The organism is Vibrio sp. NH-UV-68, assembly GCF_042940635.1.
GTDB classification, from domain to species: domain Bacteria; phylum Pseudomonadota; class Gammaproteobacteria; order Enterobacterales; family Vibrionaceae; genus Vibrio; species Vibrio pacinii.
Genome location: NZ_CP134976.1, coordinates 16,770 through 32,018 on the forward strand (window position 1 = coordinate 16,770; position 15,249 = coordinate 32,018).

The 15,249-nt window shown below is 43.6% G+C and carries 14 protein-coding genes and 1 pseudogene; 6 read left to right on the forward strand and 9 right to left on the reverse strand.

The annotated features are described in order from the left end of the window. Positions 1 to 64: 64 nt before the first annotated feature. Positions 65 to 712: a DsbA family protein gene (locus ViNHUV68_RS14545; RefSeq protein ID WP_391091186.1), complete on the forward strand. Its 648-nt coding sequence runs from the start codon at positions 65 to 67 to the stop codon at positions 710 to 712. Positions 713 to 783: 71 nt separating this feature from the next. Here ViNHUV68_RS14545 and ViNHUV68_RS14550 read toward each other — a convergent pair whose 3' ends face one another. Then, positions 784 to 1,689 carry a DUF808 family protein gene (locus tag ViNHUV68_RS14550; protein ID WP_391091188.1) on the reverse strand — a complete coding sequence of 302 codons (906 nt, stop codon included), beginning with the start codon at positions 1,687 to 1,689 and terminating at the stop codon, positions 784 to 786. Between the two features lie 175 nt (positions 1,690 to 1,864). Between ViNHUV68_RS14550 and ViNHUV68_RS14555 the strand changes: the two genes are divergently transcribed. Then, positions 1,865 to 2,794 carry a succinylglutamate desuccinylase/aspartoacylase family protein gene (locus tag ViNHUV68_RS14555; RefSeq protein ID WP_391091190.1) on the forward strand — a complete coding sequence of 310 codons (930 nt, stop codon included), beginning with the start codon at positions 1,865 to 1,867 and terminating at the stop codon, positions 2,792 to 2,794. A gap of 124 nt (positions 2,795 to 2,918) precedes the next feature. On the opposite strand, the gene ViNHUV68_RS14560 is transcribed toward ViNHUV68_RS14555, so the two are convergent. The 7 genes from ViNHUV68_RS14560 to ViNHUV68_RS14590 form a co-directional block, all read right to left on the reverse strand. After that, on the reverse strand, positions 2,919 to 3,980 hold the full coding sequence (locus tag ViNHUV68_RS14560) for a YjhT family mutarotase (RefSeq protein WP_391091192.1): 1,062 nt from the start codon (positions 3,978 to 3,980) through the stop codon (positions 2,919 to 2,921). Between the two features lie 14 nt (positions 3,981 to 3,994). After that, entirely contained in the window at positions 3,995 to 5,155 is a 1,161-nt protein-coding gene (locus ViNHUV68_RS14565; RefSeq protein ID WP_391091194.1) for an N-acetylneuraminate epimerase, read from the reverse strand. A gap of 203 nt (positions 5,156 to 5,358) precedes the next feature. Continuing rightward, a complete protein-coding gene (locus tag ViNHUV68_RS14570; protein WP_038173119.1) occupies positions 5,359 to 6,195 on the reverse strand; it encodes a MurR/RpiR family transcriptional regulator in 837 nt (278 codons plus the stop codon). A 112-nt stretch (positions 6,196 to 6,307) separates the two neighbouring features. Then, positions 6,308 to 7,198 carry a dihydrodipicolinate synthase family protein gene (locus ViNHUV68_RS14575; RefSeq protein WP_038173120.1) on the reverse strand — a complete coding sequence of 297 codons (891 nt, stop codon included), beginning with the start codon at positions 7,196 to 7,198 and terminating at the stop codon, positions 6,308 to 6,310. An 81-nt stretch (positions 7,199 to 7,279) separates the two neighbouring features. Then, positions 7,280 to 8,563 (reverse strand): TRAP transporter large permease, encoded by a 1,284-nt coding sequence (locus ViNHUV68_RS14580; RefSeq protein WP_038173121.1) that lies wholly within the window; start codon positions 8,561 to 8,563, stop codon positions 7,280 to 7,282. A gap of 9 nt (positions 8,564 to 8,572) precedes the next feature. After that, complete coding sequence (locus ViNHUV68_RS14585) at positions 8,573 to 9,082, reverse strand: TRAP transporter small permease (RefSeq protein WP_038173122.1); 510 nt, start codon at positions 9,080 to 9,082, stop codon at positions 8,573 to 8,575. A gap of 62 nt (positions 9,083 to 9,144) precedes the next feature. Next, the gene (locus ViNHUV68_RS14590; protein WP_038173123.1) at positions 9,145 to 10,110 is read right to left on the reverse strand and encodes a sialic acid TRAP transporter substrate-binding protein SiaP; all 966 of its coding nucleotides are present in this window, start codon (positions 10,108 to 10,110) and stop codon (positions 9,145 to 9,147) included. A gap of 226 nt (positions 10,111 to 10,336) precedes the next feature. On the opposite strand from ViNHUV68_RS14590, the gene ViNHUV68_RS14595 reads away from it, so the two are divergent. Together ViNHUV68_RS14595 and ViNHUV68_RS14600 are read left to right on the forward strand one after the other, a co-directional pair. Beyond that, positions 10,337 to 11,050: an N-acetylmannosamine-6-phosphate 2-epimerase gene (locus ViNHUV68_RS14595; RefSeq protein WP_157631119.1), complete on the forward strand. Its 714-nt coding sequence runs from the start codon at positions 10,337 to 10,339 to the stop codon at positions 11,048 to 11,050. Next, positions 11,047 to 11,910, forward strand: a complete 864-nt coding sequence (locus tag ViNHUV68_RS14600; protein WP_391091198.1) for an N-acetylmannosamine kinase — start codon at positions 11,047 to 11,049, stop codon at positions 11,908 to 11,910. The genes ViNHUV68_RS14595 and ViNHUV68_RS14600 overlap by 4 nt, the downstream gene beginning before the upstream one ends. Positions 11,911 to 12,281: 371 nt before the next feature. On the opposite strand, the pseudogene ViNHUV68_RS14605 reads toward ViNHUV68_RS14600, so the two are convergent. After that, positions 12,282 to 12,947 (reverse strand): annotated as a pseudogene (locus ViNHUV68_RS14605) (tryptophan--tRNA ligase); the annotation flags it as partial. A gap of 500 nt (positions 12,948 to 13,447) precedes the next feature. On the opposite strand from ViNHUV68_RS14605, the gene ViNHUV68_RS14610 reads away from it, so the two are divergent. Then, positions 13,448 to 14,389, forward strand: coding sequence for an SMP-30/gluconolactonase/LRE family protein (locus ViNHUV68_RS14610; protein WP_391091200.1), 942 nt, complete (start codon positions 13,448 to 13,450; stop codon positions 14,387 to 14,389). 70 nt (positions 14,390 to 14,459) lie between these two features. Next, a complete protein-coding gene (locus ViNHUV68_RS14615; protein WP_051686491.1) occupies positions 14,460 to 15,245 on the forward strand; it encodes an IclR family transcriptional regulator in 786 nt (261 codons plus the stop codon). The last annotated feature ends 4 nt before the right edge of the window (positions 15,246 to 15,249 follow it).

Here is a 15,249-nt window from a genome sequence, read left to right on the forward strand (position 1 = left end):
ACTTCAATCAACCGTATTGATGACAACGCTATACTTGTCTACATAAGCAAATAAGGATCGCAATATGAATAACATTCGCATTGATATCGTTTCTGACGTGGTGTGCCCTTGGTGCATTATTGGCTACAAGCGTCTCGAGCAAGCGTTAGCGAGCCTCAGTGATAGCGTTCAAGCCGATATCCATTGGCATCCCTTTGAACTAAACCCCGCCATGGGTCCAGACGGACAAAACTTACGCGAACATATCCAAGAAAAGTATGGCACTAACGATGAAGCGAGTCTTTCAGCACGTAACACATTGACTCAACTTGGCCAAGAGGTCGGCTTTCTGTTTGAATTTAGTGATGAGATGCGTATCTATAACACACGTAAAGCCCATCAGCTATTACTATGGGCACAAAGTGAAAATAAACAGTTAGCCCTTGAACTGAGTTTGTTCGAGGCCTACTTTACCTACGGGCAAGATATCAGTGATGATAGTGTGTTAATTGAATGTGCCATTCAAGCGGAATTAGATCAGCAAGTGGCGCAACATATCATCAACGATAGTACTTGGGCTGAAACGGTGGCCTCAACCGAACAGCAGTGGCTTGAGGCGGGCATCAATGCCGTCCCTGCTATCATCATCAATCAGAAACATTTGATTTCTGGCGCACAAACCTCAGATCGACTGATCTCAGCCATTGAGCAAATTGTTCAAGCCGAAGGGTAATGGCATCAATCAAGCGATGATTAGCTAAGGGGTAAACATGATTTACCCCTTATACACTTGGGTGTAACACCTTAAGAAACGAGAGCTTTCACTCGCGCGCCTAACGTCACGATCAAGACGACCACCAGCCCGGCGAGCATTCCAATCAATCCGTTAAGTAGCGTCGGTAATATCGCTTTAGCTACAGAGATATTGGCCAGATTAAGAATGATCGGCTCAACCCAGTGATGAATCACTGGCACATTGTGTACCACAATACCACCACCGACCAAAAACATCGCCGCCGTTCCAACAACGGCAAGCACTTTCATTAATTTAGGCGCAAACGCGATAAGCGCTTGGCCCAATTTAAAGCGCAACCCGACCCCTTTAGACTGACGCTCCAAGTAAAAACCCAGATCGTCTAATTTAACGATTCCTGCCACCAGGCCATATACACCAATTGTCATGACCAAAGCGATTAAACTCACCACTAAAATTTGCGTCGACATCACTTGGCCTTGCACGGTCCCCAGAGCAATCACAATAATTTCAGCCGATAAAATGAAGTCAGTGCGAATCGCTCCAGCAATTTTTTTCTGCTCGTACTCTTCAACCGATAGGTCACTTAATTCACTCTCTGTCGCCGTGTCTTCAGCGGCGTGAAACAGCTTTTCAAGGATCTTCTCGGCACCTTCAAAACAGAGAAATAAGCCACCGAGTAACAATAGCGGCATGATAAGCCAAGAGATAAATGCACTCATCAAAAGCGCTGCTGGCACCAAAATTAGCTTATTGCGAAACGATCCCTTAGCGACACTCCATACCACCGGTATTTCGCGTTCAGCCCTAACCCCCGCGACTTGTTGCGCATTGAGTGCGAGATCATCGCCTAGTACCCCTGCGGTCTTCTTCGCTGCCATTTTCGACATGACGGCGACATCATCCAGTACCGTCGCAATATCATCCAACAAGGTTAATAAACTTGCCCCAGCCATAGGTTGACTCTCTTGATTGTTGGTTTCGATGTAAACAAATGTAACACCATCCCCTGTGCAGACAAACTGAAATAGTCACCCTGAGTTAAATGCACGCTTTTTGCTGGCAGTGATTGCTTGTGATGATGGCGCGCTCTATGCTATTGGCCTCTGCTAATAACAAAAAGGCAAAGTAATGCACAGTACTTATCCTATCGGCACGGCTGGTCAGAAATGGGGCGAGGCCGAACGACAAGCGTGGCGCGATCAAACCACTATCAAGCGTCATTACCAACACGAAGTCGTGGCTAAAATTAAGGCGCTCGGTGAGCAATTTGACGTCAAGCAATATGGTGCACTTTCTTACGACCCGGACCGTTACCCGCTGTTTTGCATCAAGAGTAAAGCATGGCACTGTGACAAACCTGTCGTGCTGATCACCGGTGGCGTTCATGGTTATGAAACCAGTGGTGTCCATGGCGCACTGCAATTTGCTCAATCGGAGATGGCCCGCTACAGCAAGCACTTTAATATTATTGTCGCGCCATGTGTGAGCCCTTGGGGATATGAGACCATCAATCGTTGGAATCCACTGGCACTCGATCCGAACCGTTCGTTTTATGCCAACTCTCCTGCCGAAGAGTCTGCAAATCTCATCAAACTTGTCGCGTCATTAGGTGACAATGTCCTTGTTCATATCGATCTGCATGAAACCACCGACAGCGATGAAAGTGAGTTTCGTCCAGCACTTGCTGCCCGTGATGGTATTGAATACGAGGCAGGAATGATCCCAGACGGCTTTTACACTGTGGGCGATAGCGAAAATCCGCAGCCCGAGTTTCAAGCCGCAGTCATTGAGTCGGTGAGCAAAGTGACCCATATCGCCCCTGCGGATGACAAAGGTGAGATCATCGGCTCTGTGGTAGTACAAGATGGCGTGATCAATTATCCGATGGTCAAGCTTGGTTTGTGTGGCGGTGTCACTTCTTGTACTTATGGCACCACAACCGAAGTCTATCCAGATAGCCCCAAAGTCACTGACCAAGAGTGTAACGATGCCCAAGTGGCCGCGATTACTGGTGGTTTGGATTATGTATTAGGCTGTTTGCAAGGTCAGTCAGCTTAATCAGAATGAGCACTCTAGTGGATACGGTTCCATTTGCTGTTCCTCAAGCCGAACCCCATAAGTTAACACTTGGGTTCGGCTTTTTACGCCTAAGTCTCCTAAAGGGGGAAGCGGCCTATCGGTTTCAACCGAGCAAATAACAACTTTGTAATGCGTGGCCTTTTGCGTTTTCACCTCCAATGATAACTAGACCTTGCTCACTGGTAATTGAGATGCCATAAGCTTGGCCCACAGGCAATGTTCCTATCCGTTGCCATTGTTGATCTTCAAAGCACCAAATATCGTCAGCATAATGCTTACTCAACCCCTGATGGGTATACCATTGCTTTTCTCTTGCTTGGTTCTGGCTGCCCACAAAAAATGCACCACCAGCCACAACATATTGGCCTTTCACCAGTCCGGCATAAGCGCCAGCGAGTCCTTCGTGCTCTTGAGGTGAGTGTTCAATGCTCGGCAACGTATTGATCTTCACTTTGTCACCTGAGTGAAAGGTAAATTGTTTTATTTCTGTACTGCGCAAGCCCGGCTTGATTTCGCCATCCACCAATACTATCTGGTTATCATGTTGGATTAGGCTCGCACCGCAATTCGCAGGGAATGGATTTGCCGTTAGAATTCGCCATTGCAACGTTTCGCAGTCAAACAACCAAATATCCTGATTCCAACCGTATTGCTCGGGTCGCATTGACATAAACTCAACCAAAGTGGCTTGGTGTTTTTCGGGGTCGAGAGTGCCATCTATCTGGCCAATTTTTGCTAGAAAGTCATCGAACAGGGGTTTGTTGTACCCTCCCCAAAAAGCAATTTTCCCCGGTGCAATTTCGCAACCACTAGCACCGAGTAAACCTACGGGGGTTTTTGATGATATTTTTTCCCACTGATTGTTCGTAACATCGAAACGATAAACGTCTGTAAGCACTTGGGTGTATTCACTGTCTTCGTCTATACCGGCTCCAGAGAACACCCAAATGCTGTTGCCACTTGCAACCATGACAGCATCATTTCTAATCACCCCGATAAACGGAGCCATTGATTTCCAACCAAGTTCAATCGAATTCAAATCAAGGCAGTAAAACTGTTTACCCGCAGTGCCTAATCCAGCGAAGATCCGGTCGTCTATTCGAGCCCCGACAGCGTTTTTAATCGCATCAGGGAAGTCAGGATACGAAACCATAGAAAGTGGCATGCTTAACTCCATTATTAATTGGTCACTTGAACGGCTTTGCCATCCCAAGAAAGTAAGTAGACTTCTTTGCGCGCTGCACGCTTGTCGTCTTCTCCACCCACAATCAATACACCTTTATCTGTAGTAAAAGATGCGCCATAAGCTAAACCGTAAGGTAAGTCAGTAGATTGAGACCAAAGTCCGTCTTTTAACACGTACGTTTCTGGATTAAACGCTTTGCCAAACCCGTTGTGCGCAAACATTTTTCCTTGCTCAAAGGCCTCTTTAGCGCCATGGAAATTCGCCCCACCCGCAACAATCATAACGCCGTTACTTTCTCCAGCAAATGCACCTGCGACACCTTCTTGTACTAACTGGTCAGCTGGCTTTGGTAAATCGTGCAGACTCATCCATGGCTGCTCCGCACCAAAAGAAAACTGCTTCACTTCCGACGTGCGTAATCCAGGTTTGATTTCGCCACTCACGAGGGTCGCCATCGCCCCTTTCTGAACTAACGCTGACCCACAATTTGGCATGTAAGGAGACACACCCAGCGTTTCCCATACCCCAGTTTCAGGCGTATAGCTAATGACATTTGAATTCCATTGGTAATCAAGGGGCTTCATACCCATGTAGTCATCAACAATTTTTTGCCATTTTTCTGGCTGATCTTTTTTGCTGGTTGCGTTGATATCGGCCAAGTACTGGTCAAAGAAACCTTTGTTATAGCCACCAAAAAATAGAACTTGTTTGTTATCAGGAGAATAAGATGCCGATCCAAGCAAACCTACTGGAGTTTCGGTATTCACAAGATCCCACTTATTGGCCTTTGCGTCATAGCGGTAAACCGTATCGAAAAGAATCGGCGCAGCATCACTCGAATGATTTTTACCTGAGCCACCGAAAACATAGATTTCCTCACCAACGACACTCGCTGTTGCGCCACTTCGAGCTGGACCTGCGAAGTCTGCTTTCTTTTGCCAGCCTTTTTTCATGTCAGCTAAATCCAACATGTAGAACTCTTGACCTGCAGAGCCTAAACCAACGTAAAGTTTGCTACCCACTTGAGCGCTAATTCCACTTTTCATACCTACAGGTAAATCAGGCCACTGCTCTTGTGCAAAAGTCGCAGTGCTTAGAAACAGTGAAGCTGTCAGAAAAGGCATGGCAAAGCTATTGAGGTATCGTTTATTCATTATCTTAATTTCCTTATTGAAATGGCCATAACCTGCCATTTAGTTAATGAGAATACGTATGAATCTCTCGTTTACATTCATATATAGTATTGATCAAAGGAAATTATTTTTATAAGATCTAATTAACAAAAAAATAATTTTTATTATAAATAAAATAAAAGCCTGCGATTGCAGGCTTTAGGCTATTAAGAGTATTTAGTTTGCTATGAGGTCATTAACGGCATAACCACTTCTGCAGTCTCTAAAACGGAGTCTGAGTATTCCGGATACATATCTAGCAAACTGTTCACCAACACATCAACTAGCAACAAAGCACCGACTTTCGATGAGAAAGCACCGCCAGTTAGTGGACCTTCAGGCCTAGCTGCAACGAGCATTTCTGTAGAAATTGCCGACAAAGGGCTATGGCTAATATTGGTAAAAGAAACAACAGGCACTTGGCGTTTGTATGCTTGTGTCGCCGCATGAACCACTTCTTTGGTAGACCCTGAGCTTGAGACAGATATCCATAAGTCTCCTTCAGTACAGCGTGCTGCATTCATCGCAGCAAGATGAGTGTCCTCATACATTGTGACTTTTTTGCCGATTCTCAATAAACGAAATGAAAGATATCGCCCTACAATACTCGACGCTCCAACCCCAACACAGCTTATAAAACTGGAGTTATGGACCAACTTACAGATCCTCTCTAACGATTTCCTGTCAATGAGTTTGGCCGTATCATTCAAACTTGCCACCGCATTCTGAGCAGAAACATCACAAATATCACCTGCGACTTCGGGGGCATTCTGACTCGCGGTTTGGCTCAAATCTATTGCCAAACCCATACGGAAATCAGAATACCCTTTGTAACCAAGATCACGACACAAACGAACGACGGTCGCTTCACTGGTTTGAGTATTTTTAGCAAGCTCAGTGATCGTTTGAAATTGCACATCATGTGCATTTTCAATAATGTAGTTCGCCACAATGGTAAGTTTCTTACTCAAAGGTTCTATATTAGAACGCATTCTGACTAAAAGATTTTTAGGCGTATTCACATTGGCCCCTATAGATACATAACGCTTGAGTCAAAATAGCAGACTCAATAAAACAATGACATAGCATCCCATATTAAAGCGTAATATATGGGGATTTGCCCCCCTTATATCGTTACAAAAAATCAGCGTCTCGCATTTTTGCTACAACGTCAGCTTTCTGTATTGCTGTTAATGGACGAATAGGTAAACGAGGGTTTCCAGCATCAATGCCATGTAACTCCATCGCGGCTTTGCCTGCTGCAACACCACCGTATTCCACCAAGACACGAATAATGGCAATAACTTTATCCATTAATGCTGCAACCTGGGTTTGGTCACCTTTATTAAATGCTTCAATAATCTTTAAGTACAATGGTGCAGCATAGTTGTAGGTGCTGCCTACTGCGCTTAATGCCCCTACAGCTAAACCAGCAGGCAAAAATTCGTCGACACCAAACGGAATATCAAACTTTCCATTAGCAACACGCACGCATCGTTGATATTCATAGAGATCAACGTTGTTAAATTTCGCACCGGATAGGTTAGGAATACGATCATTACCTTGAATTAGAAATTGCTCCAAATCGACGTTCACGCCAGACATCCCTGAATGGTAATAATAAAACCCTTTTGACGGTGCTGCCGCCGCGATCTGAGCGCAATATTCCACTAAGTCTTCAACATTGCCAGGTTTAAAGAAGCAGGGACCAATCGCAGAGGTCGCAAGGATATCCAATTGCTCAGCGTGACGAGTAAGATCTAATGTATCTACAATACTTAACGCACCGGTGTGGATAATAAGGTCAAGTTTTCCATCTGCCGCTTTCACCCATTGCTCCGCGATAGCTTTACGTTCTTCAACCGAACAGTGAATGCCTTCTCCGGTTGTTCCACAAACATAAGCGCCGGTAACTCCTTGCTCAACTAGCAACTCGGCGATTTGGTCAATTGCGCCAAAGTTCACTTTATTGGCGGCATCAAATGGGGTGTGAGGTGCAGCAATTAGCCCTAATAACTTTTTCATGTTCCTACCTTAAATCTTATTTTCTAATGGTGGAATAACCATTGTTCATTCCACTGTTTGATTTTTAACTCTGACCCACTGCTACTTTCCGTAATCAAGCATTAATTCTGGAAGGAACAGTGTGAATTGTGGGAAAACGGCAATAAGAGCTAGCACGATAAATAATGGTACCAGCAGTGGAATAACCCCTTTGGTTAAAGTGTGGAATGGTATATCCCCAACCTTCGAGACAACATACAAGGCCATGCCCATCGGAGGAGTCAAGATACCAATCATTAAGTTCAAAATAGCCATAACACCAAAGTGAACGGGATCAATACCTACCGCAGCAGCTACTGGCACAAGAAATGGCACTAGTAATAGAAGCAGTGCTAACGATTCAATGAATGTACCTAAAAATAGCAATAATAAGTTAATCAACAGCAGTAATATGAGAGGGTTTTCACTAATGGTCAAAAAGTAGTCTGCCATCATCTGTGGCAACTGCTCACGGGCGACTATCCACCCAAACACCGTCACACCCATAACCATTAATGCAACAACAGCCGTCGTATTAACCGTTTCTTTTAAGATACCTAAGAAGCTTGATAAAGTGACCTGACGATAAACCACTGTCCCCAAGAACAGCGCGTACAAAGAAGAAACCACGGCAGCTTCAGTGGGAGTAAATTTTCCAGAGAAGATGCCACCAATGATGATAACCGGAGTCAATAAAGACAAAAACGCTTCTTTTAATGATTTAAATCGCTCACCACGTGACGCTTTTGGCAGTGTCATATAACCGCGTTTTTTACAGATAAAGTAGCTCATTATCATCAGCGAAGCAGCGCACATTAAACCAGGAATCGCCCCCGCCAAAAATAGTGCGCCGATCGAAGTGTTTGATACCACACCATAAATAACAAGCGGCACCGAAGGCGGAACTAATGGACCAATAATACATGACGCAGCGGTGAGGCCACCGGCAAAATCATCATCGTATTTGGCATCTCTCATCGATTTAATTTCAAGTTGTCCAAGCCCACCCGCATCCGCTAGAGCCGAACCTGACATACCCGAGAACAGCAAACTCGCCATGATGTTCACATGACCAAGACTACCGGTAATATGGCCTACCATGGATTTAGCAAAGTTAAAGATACGCTCGGTAATACCAGCACTATTCATCAAATGCCCCGTCAGGACAAAAAATGGTACTGAAAGTAAAGTGAAGTTATTGATACCACCCAACATTTGCTGAGCGGCGAAGTTAATCCCTGTGCTTTGAGTTATAAACAGAAACACAAGAGCAACAAAAATGAGTGAAAAGCCAACCGGCATCCCTGCAAATAGGAGTGCTAACCAGCCAAAAATTGAACCTGCCATAACGAACTCCTACCTAACGACTGTGTGAGATGATTGATTAGAGGCTGATACTGCGCTCTGGCGAAACTCACCCAACAACTGGACCATTTTTTCCAATTGACGTGCCACCATAAACAGACCACCAAGTGGCAAACTGTAATTCATCCATTTACTCGAAATTTCTAACGTTATCAGCTCAAAAAAAGCGGTACGTTGGACATGTTGGTAACCTAAATAGATGATGGTAAAAATCGATATGAGTACGGCTAACTCTAGGGCGAACGCTAACGAGAACCTTATTTTATGGGGTAGTTTGTCCGAGAAAAAAGTAATTTTGACGTGCGATCCCGTTTTGATTGCTAGCGCGCAGCCAATTAACGACATGTACATAAAAAGAACTCGAGCGAGCTCTTCGCTCCAAAGCGAAGGATCATTGAGCAACCAACGGGTTCCGATCTGCCAAGTCAGTACAGCTAGCAGAATTGCCATTAGAGGCACAGTGATGATTTCTTCGATATTATTAATAATCTTACGTAACATTTTTTAGCTCCAAGGCTGGCCTATAATGGCCAACCAAGCTTTTTACTACCAAAGGCGGTGGCTTACATACTCGCCAGTTTCTTCACAATTGGCTGACCAATTTTCTCTTCAAACTTAGTGTACAACGGCTCCATTGCTTGGCGGAACGGCGCAAGATCTGGATAAGTAACATTCACACCTTGAGATTCAAAAAATGCAACCAGCTCGGCTTCTTGTTGTTTCACCGAATTAGTATGCGCCGCTCCTGCTTTTGCTACAGCCGCGCTCACTATCTTGCGCTCTTCCTCTGACAGTTTTTGCCAAGTTGTTTCAGAGATAATCACCATTTGATCGTTAACGATATGATTTGTAATAGCTAAGTTCTTTTGTACTTCATAGAACTTCATCGTTTTGATAGTAGGTAGTGGGTTTTCTTGACCGTCAACTGCGTTGGTTTGAAGTGCTAAATAGACTTCAGAGAACGCCATTGGTGTCGGTGATGCGCCAGATAATTTTGCATAGTTTAGGTTTGGTTTTGCATTTGGAACGCGAAGTTTCAAACCTTTAAAATCGGAAATTGATTCAAGAGGACGGTTAGACGTTGTTTCACGCGTTCCATTGTACCAAGTGTCTAGCGCTCGCCAGTTAAACTTCGTCAGCATTTCTTCGCGAATACCTTGGCCAAACTCAGACTCAAACATACGACGTAAATGCTCATAATCCTTTGCGACGTATGGCAATGTGACAGCTTCTGCACGAGGGATCCAAAGACCCATGCGGCCAAACTCTGCATAAGTGATATCCAAATCACCTAGGCTTAACTGCTGCAACATTGCTCTGTCATCTCCTAGTTGCGCACTAGGATAAAGTGACAATTTAATATCTCCATTACTCATCTCTTCAATGGTATCTGCTAACAGTTTTGCAGAAGTATATTCGACTGAACCCACCGATGCTTGCATGCCCATTTTAAGTGTCGTGGCCGCTTGTGCAGAAACTGCGAGTCCGAGAGTCAACATTGCAATAGTGATTTTGTTCATGGCTTTCATAGTATTCCCTTATATTTGTTTCTGGTCTGATTTCACCACTTTCAAAAAAAATAATTATTTTGTTTGAAAAAAATATTCGTTATGAATTATCATTGCGGTGAAGATTATTTTCAAATCTATATTTAACAAAATGTGATCACGGACGAATATTCAAACCAAATAGAACCACTACCGACCATTCGCTGGCGTGATGCGTTCAATACAACCGTGACAGTATTTACACATAATGAGGCGCATCGTGAAAAATAAAGCACTGAACATCAATGATTTAAAGGGTATTTTACGCGGTCAGACCATTGTCTCCATTCAACCAGTCGAAAGCAGTCCACTTGCCAAAACTGAAATTATTGTGGCAATGGCGCAAGCAGCTGAACAGGCAGGAGCGAAAGCTCTTCGTATTGAAAGTGTCAGAAATGTTAAAGCGGTTGCGGAAAAAGTTAGCATACCTATTATTGGTATTGTGAAGCGTGATTTAGACGATAGCCCTGTAAGAATCACACCTTACCGCCGTGATGTTGCTCAGCTAGCAGAGGCAGGGGCGACCATTATTGCATTTGATGCCACAGACAGAGTTAGACCTGAAAGTCGCGAGCTAATCGTAAACGCAATCAAAGAAACTGGCTGCTTTGCTATGGCCGACAGTTCATGTTTTGAAGATGGACTTTGGGCCCATGCACATGGTGTTGAGATTATTGGGTCGACGTTATCAGGTTACGTTGGAGAATTTGAACCGCTAGAGCCAGATTTTGAGCTAGTTAAGCAGTTTTCTAAAGCCGGTTTCTTTACAATGGCTGAAGGTAGATATAACACTCCTGAACTTGCAGCTAAGGCTATAGCCTGTGGCGCAACCGCAGTCACAGTTGGCTCTGCCTTAACGCGACTAGAGGTCGTAACAAATTGGTTTAATCAAGCAACTCAAGCAGTAGAGACTTTATCATGAACGTCCTTGCCATTGATATTGGCGGCACAAAAGTCGCGTTAGGGCTTGTCTCAAACGGCAAGCTTAGTGATCGAAAACAAATCCCGACGATTAATGTCACCTCCGTAAATCAATTCGCCAACCATATCTTGAAACATTGTCAATCTTGGTTAGCAGACGTAGACCGTATTGGTATCTCTAGCACTGGATTAGTGACTGAACACGGTATTAGCGCGATTAATCCAGAGACATTGGCATTCCCTACCCCATTTCCACTTCATACTGAAATGGAAAAGCTTACTGGTAAACCTGTTGCTATGTTAAACGACGCTCAAGCAGCAGCATGGTACGAATACCTGCATTTAGCTGAACAAGAAAAGAACATGGCTTATATCACTGTATCAACAGGTGTCGGTGGGGGCTTGGTTATTGATGGCAAACTTCATCGCGGACAGACAAATTTCGCGGGCCACATTGGCCATGTGGTCATTGATCCTAATGGCCCTATCTGTGGCTGTGGTCAGCAAGGCTGTGTCGAAGCGGTCGCCTCTGGAACGGCTATCAACAAATATGCTACACAAACTATTACAACGCCAATTAACAATATTGAGCTTTTCGAGCAGGCACATCAAAATCCAGACGCGGAGCGAGTCATTCAACAAAGTGCACAAGCCATTGCGACTTTGTGCTGCAACTTAAAGGCAAGTCTTGATTTAGATGTCATAGTGATTGGCGGTGGCATTGGGTTAGCCAAGGGTTATTTAGCAAGAGTGATTCTACACATTGAAAAGCGTCCGCTTCCCTTCCAAATAAAATTAGTACCTGCCAAAGGCAACTACGATGCTTGTCTTCTTGGGGCGGCTTACCTGTTCGAGCACTGATGTCAGACAAGATTAAAAATATAAGCGCATATTAATGAACACGGAACTTAGTTGAAGAGCTAAAGAACTCATCGGAAGCAGAAGTAATTCATTACCCTTCATCGACAATAACTTCAGGCTTGATTGATCTGCAAGTAAATGAATTAGTGATAAACCGCAACGCCCCAGCCACATAGCAGGTTGGGGCTTTTAAAACCATCAAATAACAAATCAGTTTGCGATGACAGCTTTCGTTTCTGTGCGCTAACCATTTCGGTGAAACTCACATAATTTCAAGTATCTGAAATAGAGAAAACCGCTTCGAGAAGTTGATCGAATAATCTCGAAGCTAAATGTTGAAAACAAGTTATTCAGAGAATATTCAGCCCAAAGATATCTTTTTCTCTAGCCCCAAGATTGATGGCATTACCCATCGACTTTGACATCTTATTTTTTCCATCTGAACTAGGTAAACGTGATGCACGACTTAATAAAGGTCTAGATTCGTTCAAAACAGTTCGCCCCGCTAGCGAGTTAATCTTTCTTACAATCTCATTCGACTGTTCAATCATTGGCCGTTGATCATCGCCAACAGGAACTAGTGTTGCGTTAAAACCAGTTATATCTGCCGCTTGAGATATTGGATAGGTCAAAAAACCAGCAGGAATCGAACGTTCAAATCCTTTATTTTGAATCTCACTTTTGACAGTTGGGTTTCGCTCTAACCGACTTATGGTTACAAGATTGCTGTAATACATCGTCAACTCAGCAAGAGCGGGTAGTTGTGATTGAAGACAAATAGTTGTTTTTGAAGGATCTATACCAACAGCTAAGTAATCTGCAACGACATTTAGAATGTTAGATGCTACTTTTTTCGGATTGTGACCATTATCAGTAAGACCTTGCATATCAGCCACAAGGATCGTTTGCTCGTGAATTTCCTGTAAAGCTACACGCTGCTTTAAAGAGCCAATGTAATGCCCCAGATGCAACGGACCTGTAGCCCTATCACCGGTTAAAATAATTTCTTGTTTATCAGAATTTGGATTTGTATTCATGGGTATATCTCCTAGTTAAAATAGATCGCTACTGGAGATATAAAAGAAATTACAGTCTTAGCTACCTTCCAGCAGCTTAAGAATGTAAGAATTATGTGCCGCTCTAATTAGAGCGCCACCAGAAGAAGAATGATGTAGGCATTGGCATGTATTTCATTTATCTACTTGAAAACTATAGTGGCTCCCCCGACGTTTTTAGTCGGCTTGTACTTTCTGGTGGCAGCGGACAAGGGCTCTCCACCTCTAAGCCTCAGCTTTGCTTTCTGCTCACCGCGCTCGCGCTACAGTTTTTGCTCTATTCAAGACTCGTTGCTAGCTCAAATACTCGACGCTTGAGTACAAATGAACAGTCTAACCATCTGTAAAATTGATGCGCAGAAAGTACTAATCATTCTTTCGGCATATTATTACCAATATTTTGCACTTTAAGCTCGCATAGCTTTGCACTAACGTGAAAAATGGTTCATATTGAGACCAATTAAATCACTTTACGGATAAAAATGCGCCCATTAAAAAATATCGTATGCAATATTGGTGAGTCGCCTATTTGGGTACCAGAGCATAGAGAGCTTGTTTGGATAGACGCTGCTGGCAAATCCATTTACAGATTCAACTTGCGTTGGCACACCACTGAAACGTTCAACGTACCATTTGATATAACCGCTATAGCTCGATGTGATAACGATGGTTGGCTTTGTGCGAGCAAACAAGGCCTCTTCTACTGTAGCGCTTTGTTTGATGAATACTTCCCCGTAATCGATCCATGCGCTAAAACTCCCAATCTTCACCTGAACGATGCGGTTACCGATCCAAATGGAAAACTCTGGTTTGGTTCAATGAATGGTGAAGATCTAGAGTCTCCCGATGGGAAGCTCTTCCAGTTCGATAACGGGCTTGCAATTGAAATGGACGATAATTTTAGTGTTGCTAATGGAATAGCGTTCAATCCAGAGTTAAAGCGTGCATACTGCTCAAACATGTTTCAAAGAAAAGTTATTGAGTATCAACTCGATGAGTCGATGACGAAAATAATAAACAAAGCGGTCTTTGTTGAATTGACACCACAGCAAGGTTACCCTGACGGGCTAACCGTAGATAAATCAGGTAACTTATTTGTATGTCATTGGGATTGTGGCATTGTTTCATATTACTCTCCCGACAACACGAGGATCGGAAAACCTTCAAAACTCGGTGAAATAAAGTTGCCCGTAAAACACGCCACTCGATGCACCTTTGGCGATGGGAATTTTACGACTCTTTTTGTTGCAACCGCAGACTATGAGTTAACCTTAAAGGAAAAGGAGCGCTTTCCACAATCTGGCAATTTATTCATTTTAGATGCACCGACACAAGGTAGAGCTGAATCACTGGTTGATAGCACTAGCATTCCAATGTTAAGTCATACCAATGAATCACAGAGCTTATTGAAAGTCGCGAAATAGTTTGGGAATATAACGCTTTATGGTTTACAACTAACCAATTAGATGCGTGCTGTAATCAATGGGGTTCAAGGTGTCGGAAAAAATAAACTCAGTAGATCGTCTCATTGATGTTATCGAGAGAGTAGTTAAATCGAAGAGCACAGTATCGGCTTCCGACATCATTTTCGAATCGGGTATTCCGAAACCTACCTGCCATCGTCTACTCCATCAGCTAGAAGAGGCACAATATGTACAAACAGATGAGCGCGGACACTTCTATCCGGGTGCACAGCTTGTCTCGATCGCCTTAGACGTAAACTGGACAAATCAACACAAACTCCAGCGCCAAGCGATACTGCATGGCTTATCGAGAAAGTTAAAAGAGACTTGTGGACTTTCTTTAGCTAACGATATGCCAAATGACCACATGGTGTACTATGACCGAATCCAAACGAATTGGCCGTTACAAATTGTGATTCCTGTCGGTTTCCCGATTCCATTATGGGCTTCGGCAAGCGGTAAGCTGTTCTTAAGTACGCTTTCCACAACACAGTTGCGTCGTGTATTAAGTAAAATGGAGTTGACGCAACACGCTAAAAATACCATTACTGATATACAAACCCTCAAGAAAGAGCTCAGCTTAATAAAAAAAAGAGGCTACAGCATTGACGATGAAGAATTCATTGATGGGATGACTGCTATAGCACTACCACTCAATGACCTGAAAGGAAACTTTTTAGCCGCTCTGTTTTGTCATTGCCCTAAAAGCCGTAAGAGCGTATCAGAATTAGAAAATTATCTTCCTATCTTACGCTCGGCGCAGTTAAATCTAGAGTTAGTTTATCAAGACATGTTGGCCCAATTTCAAAAAAATTAAGCCA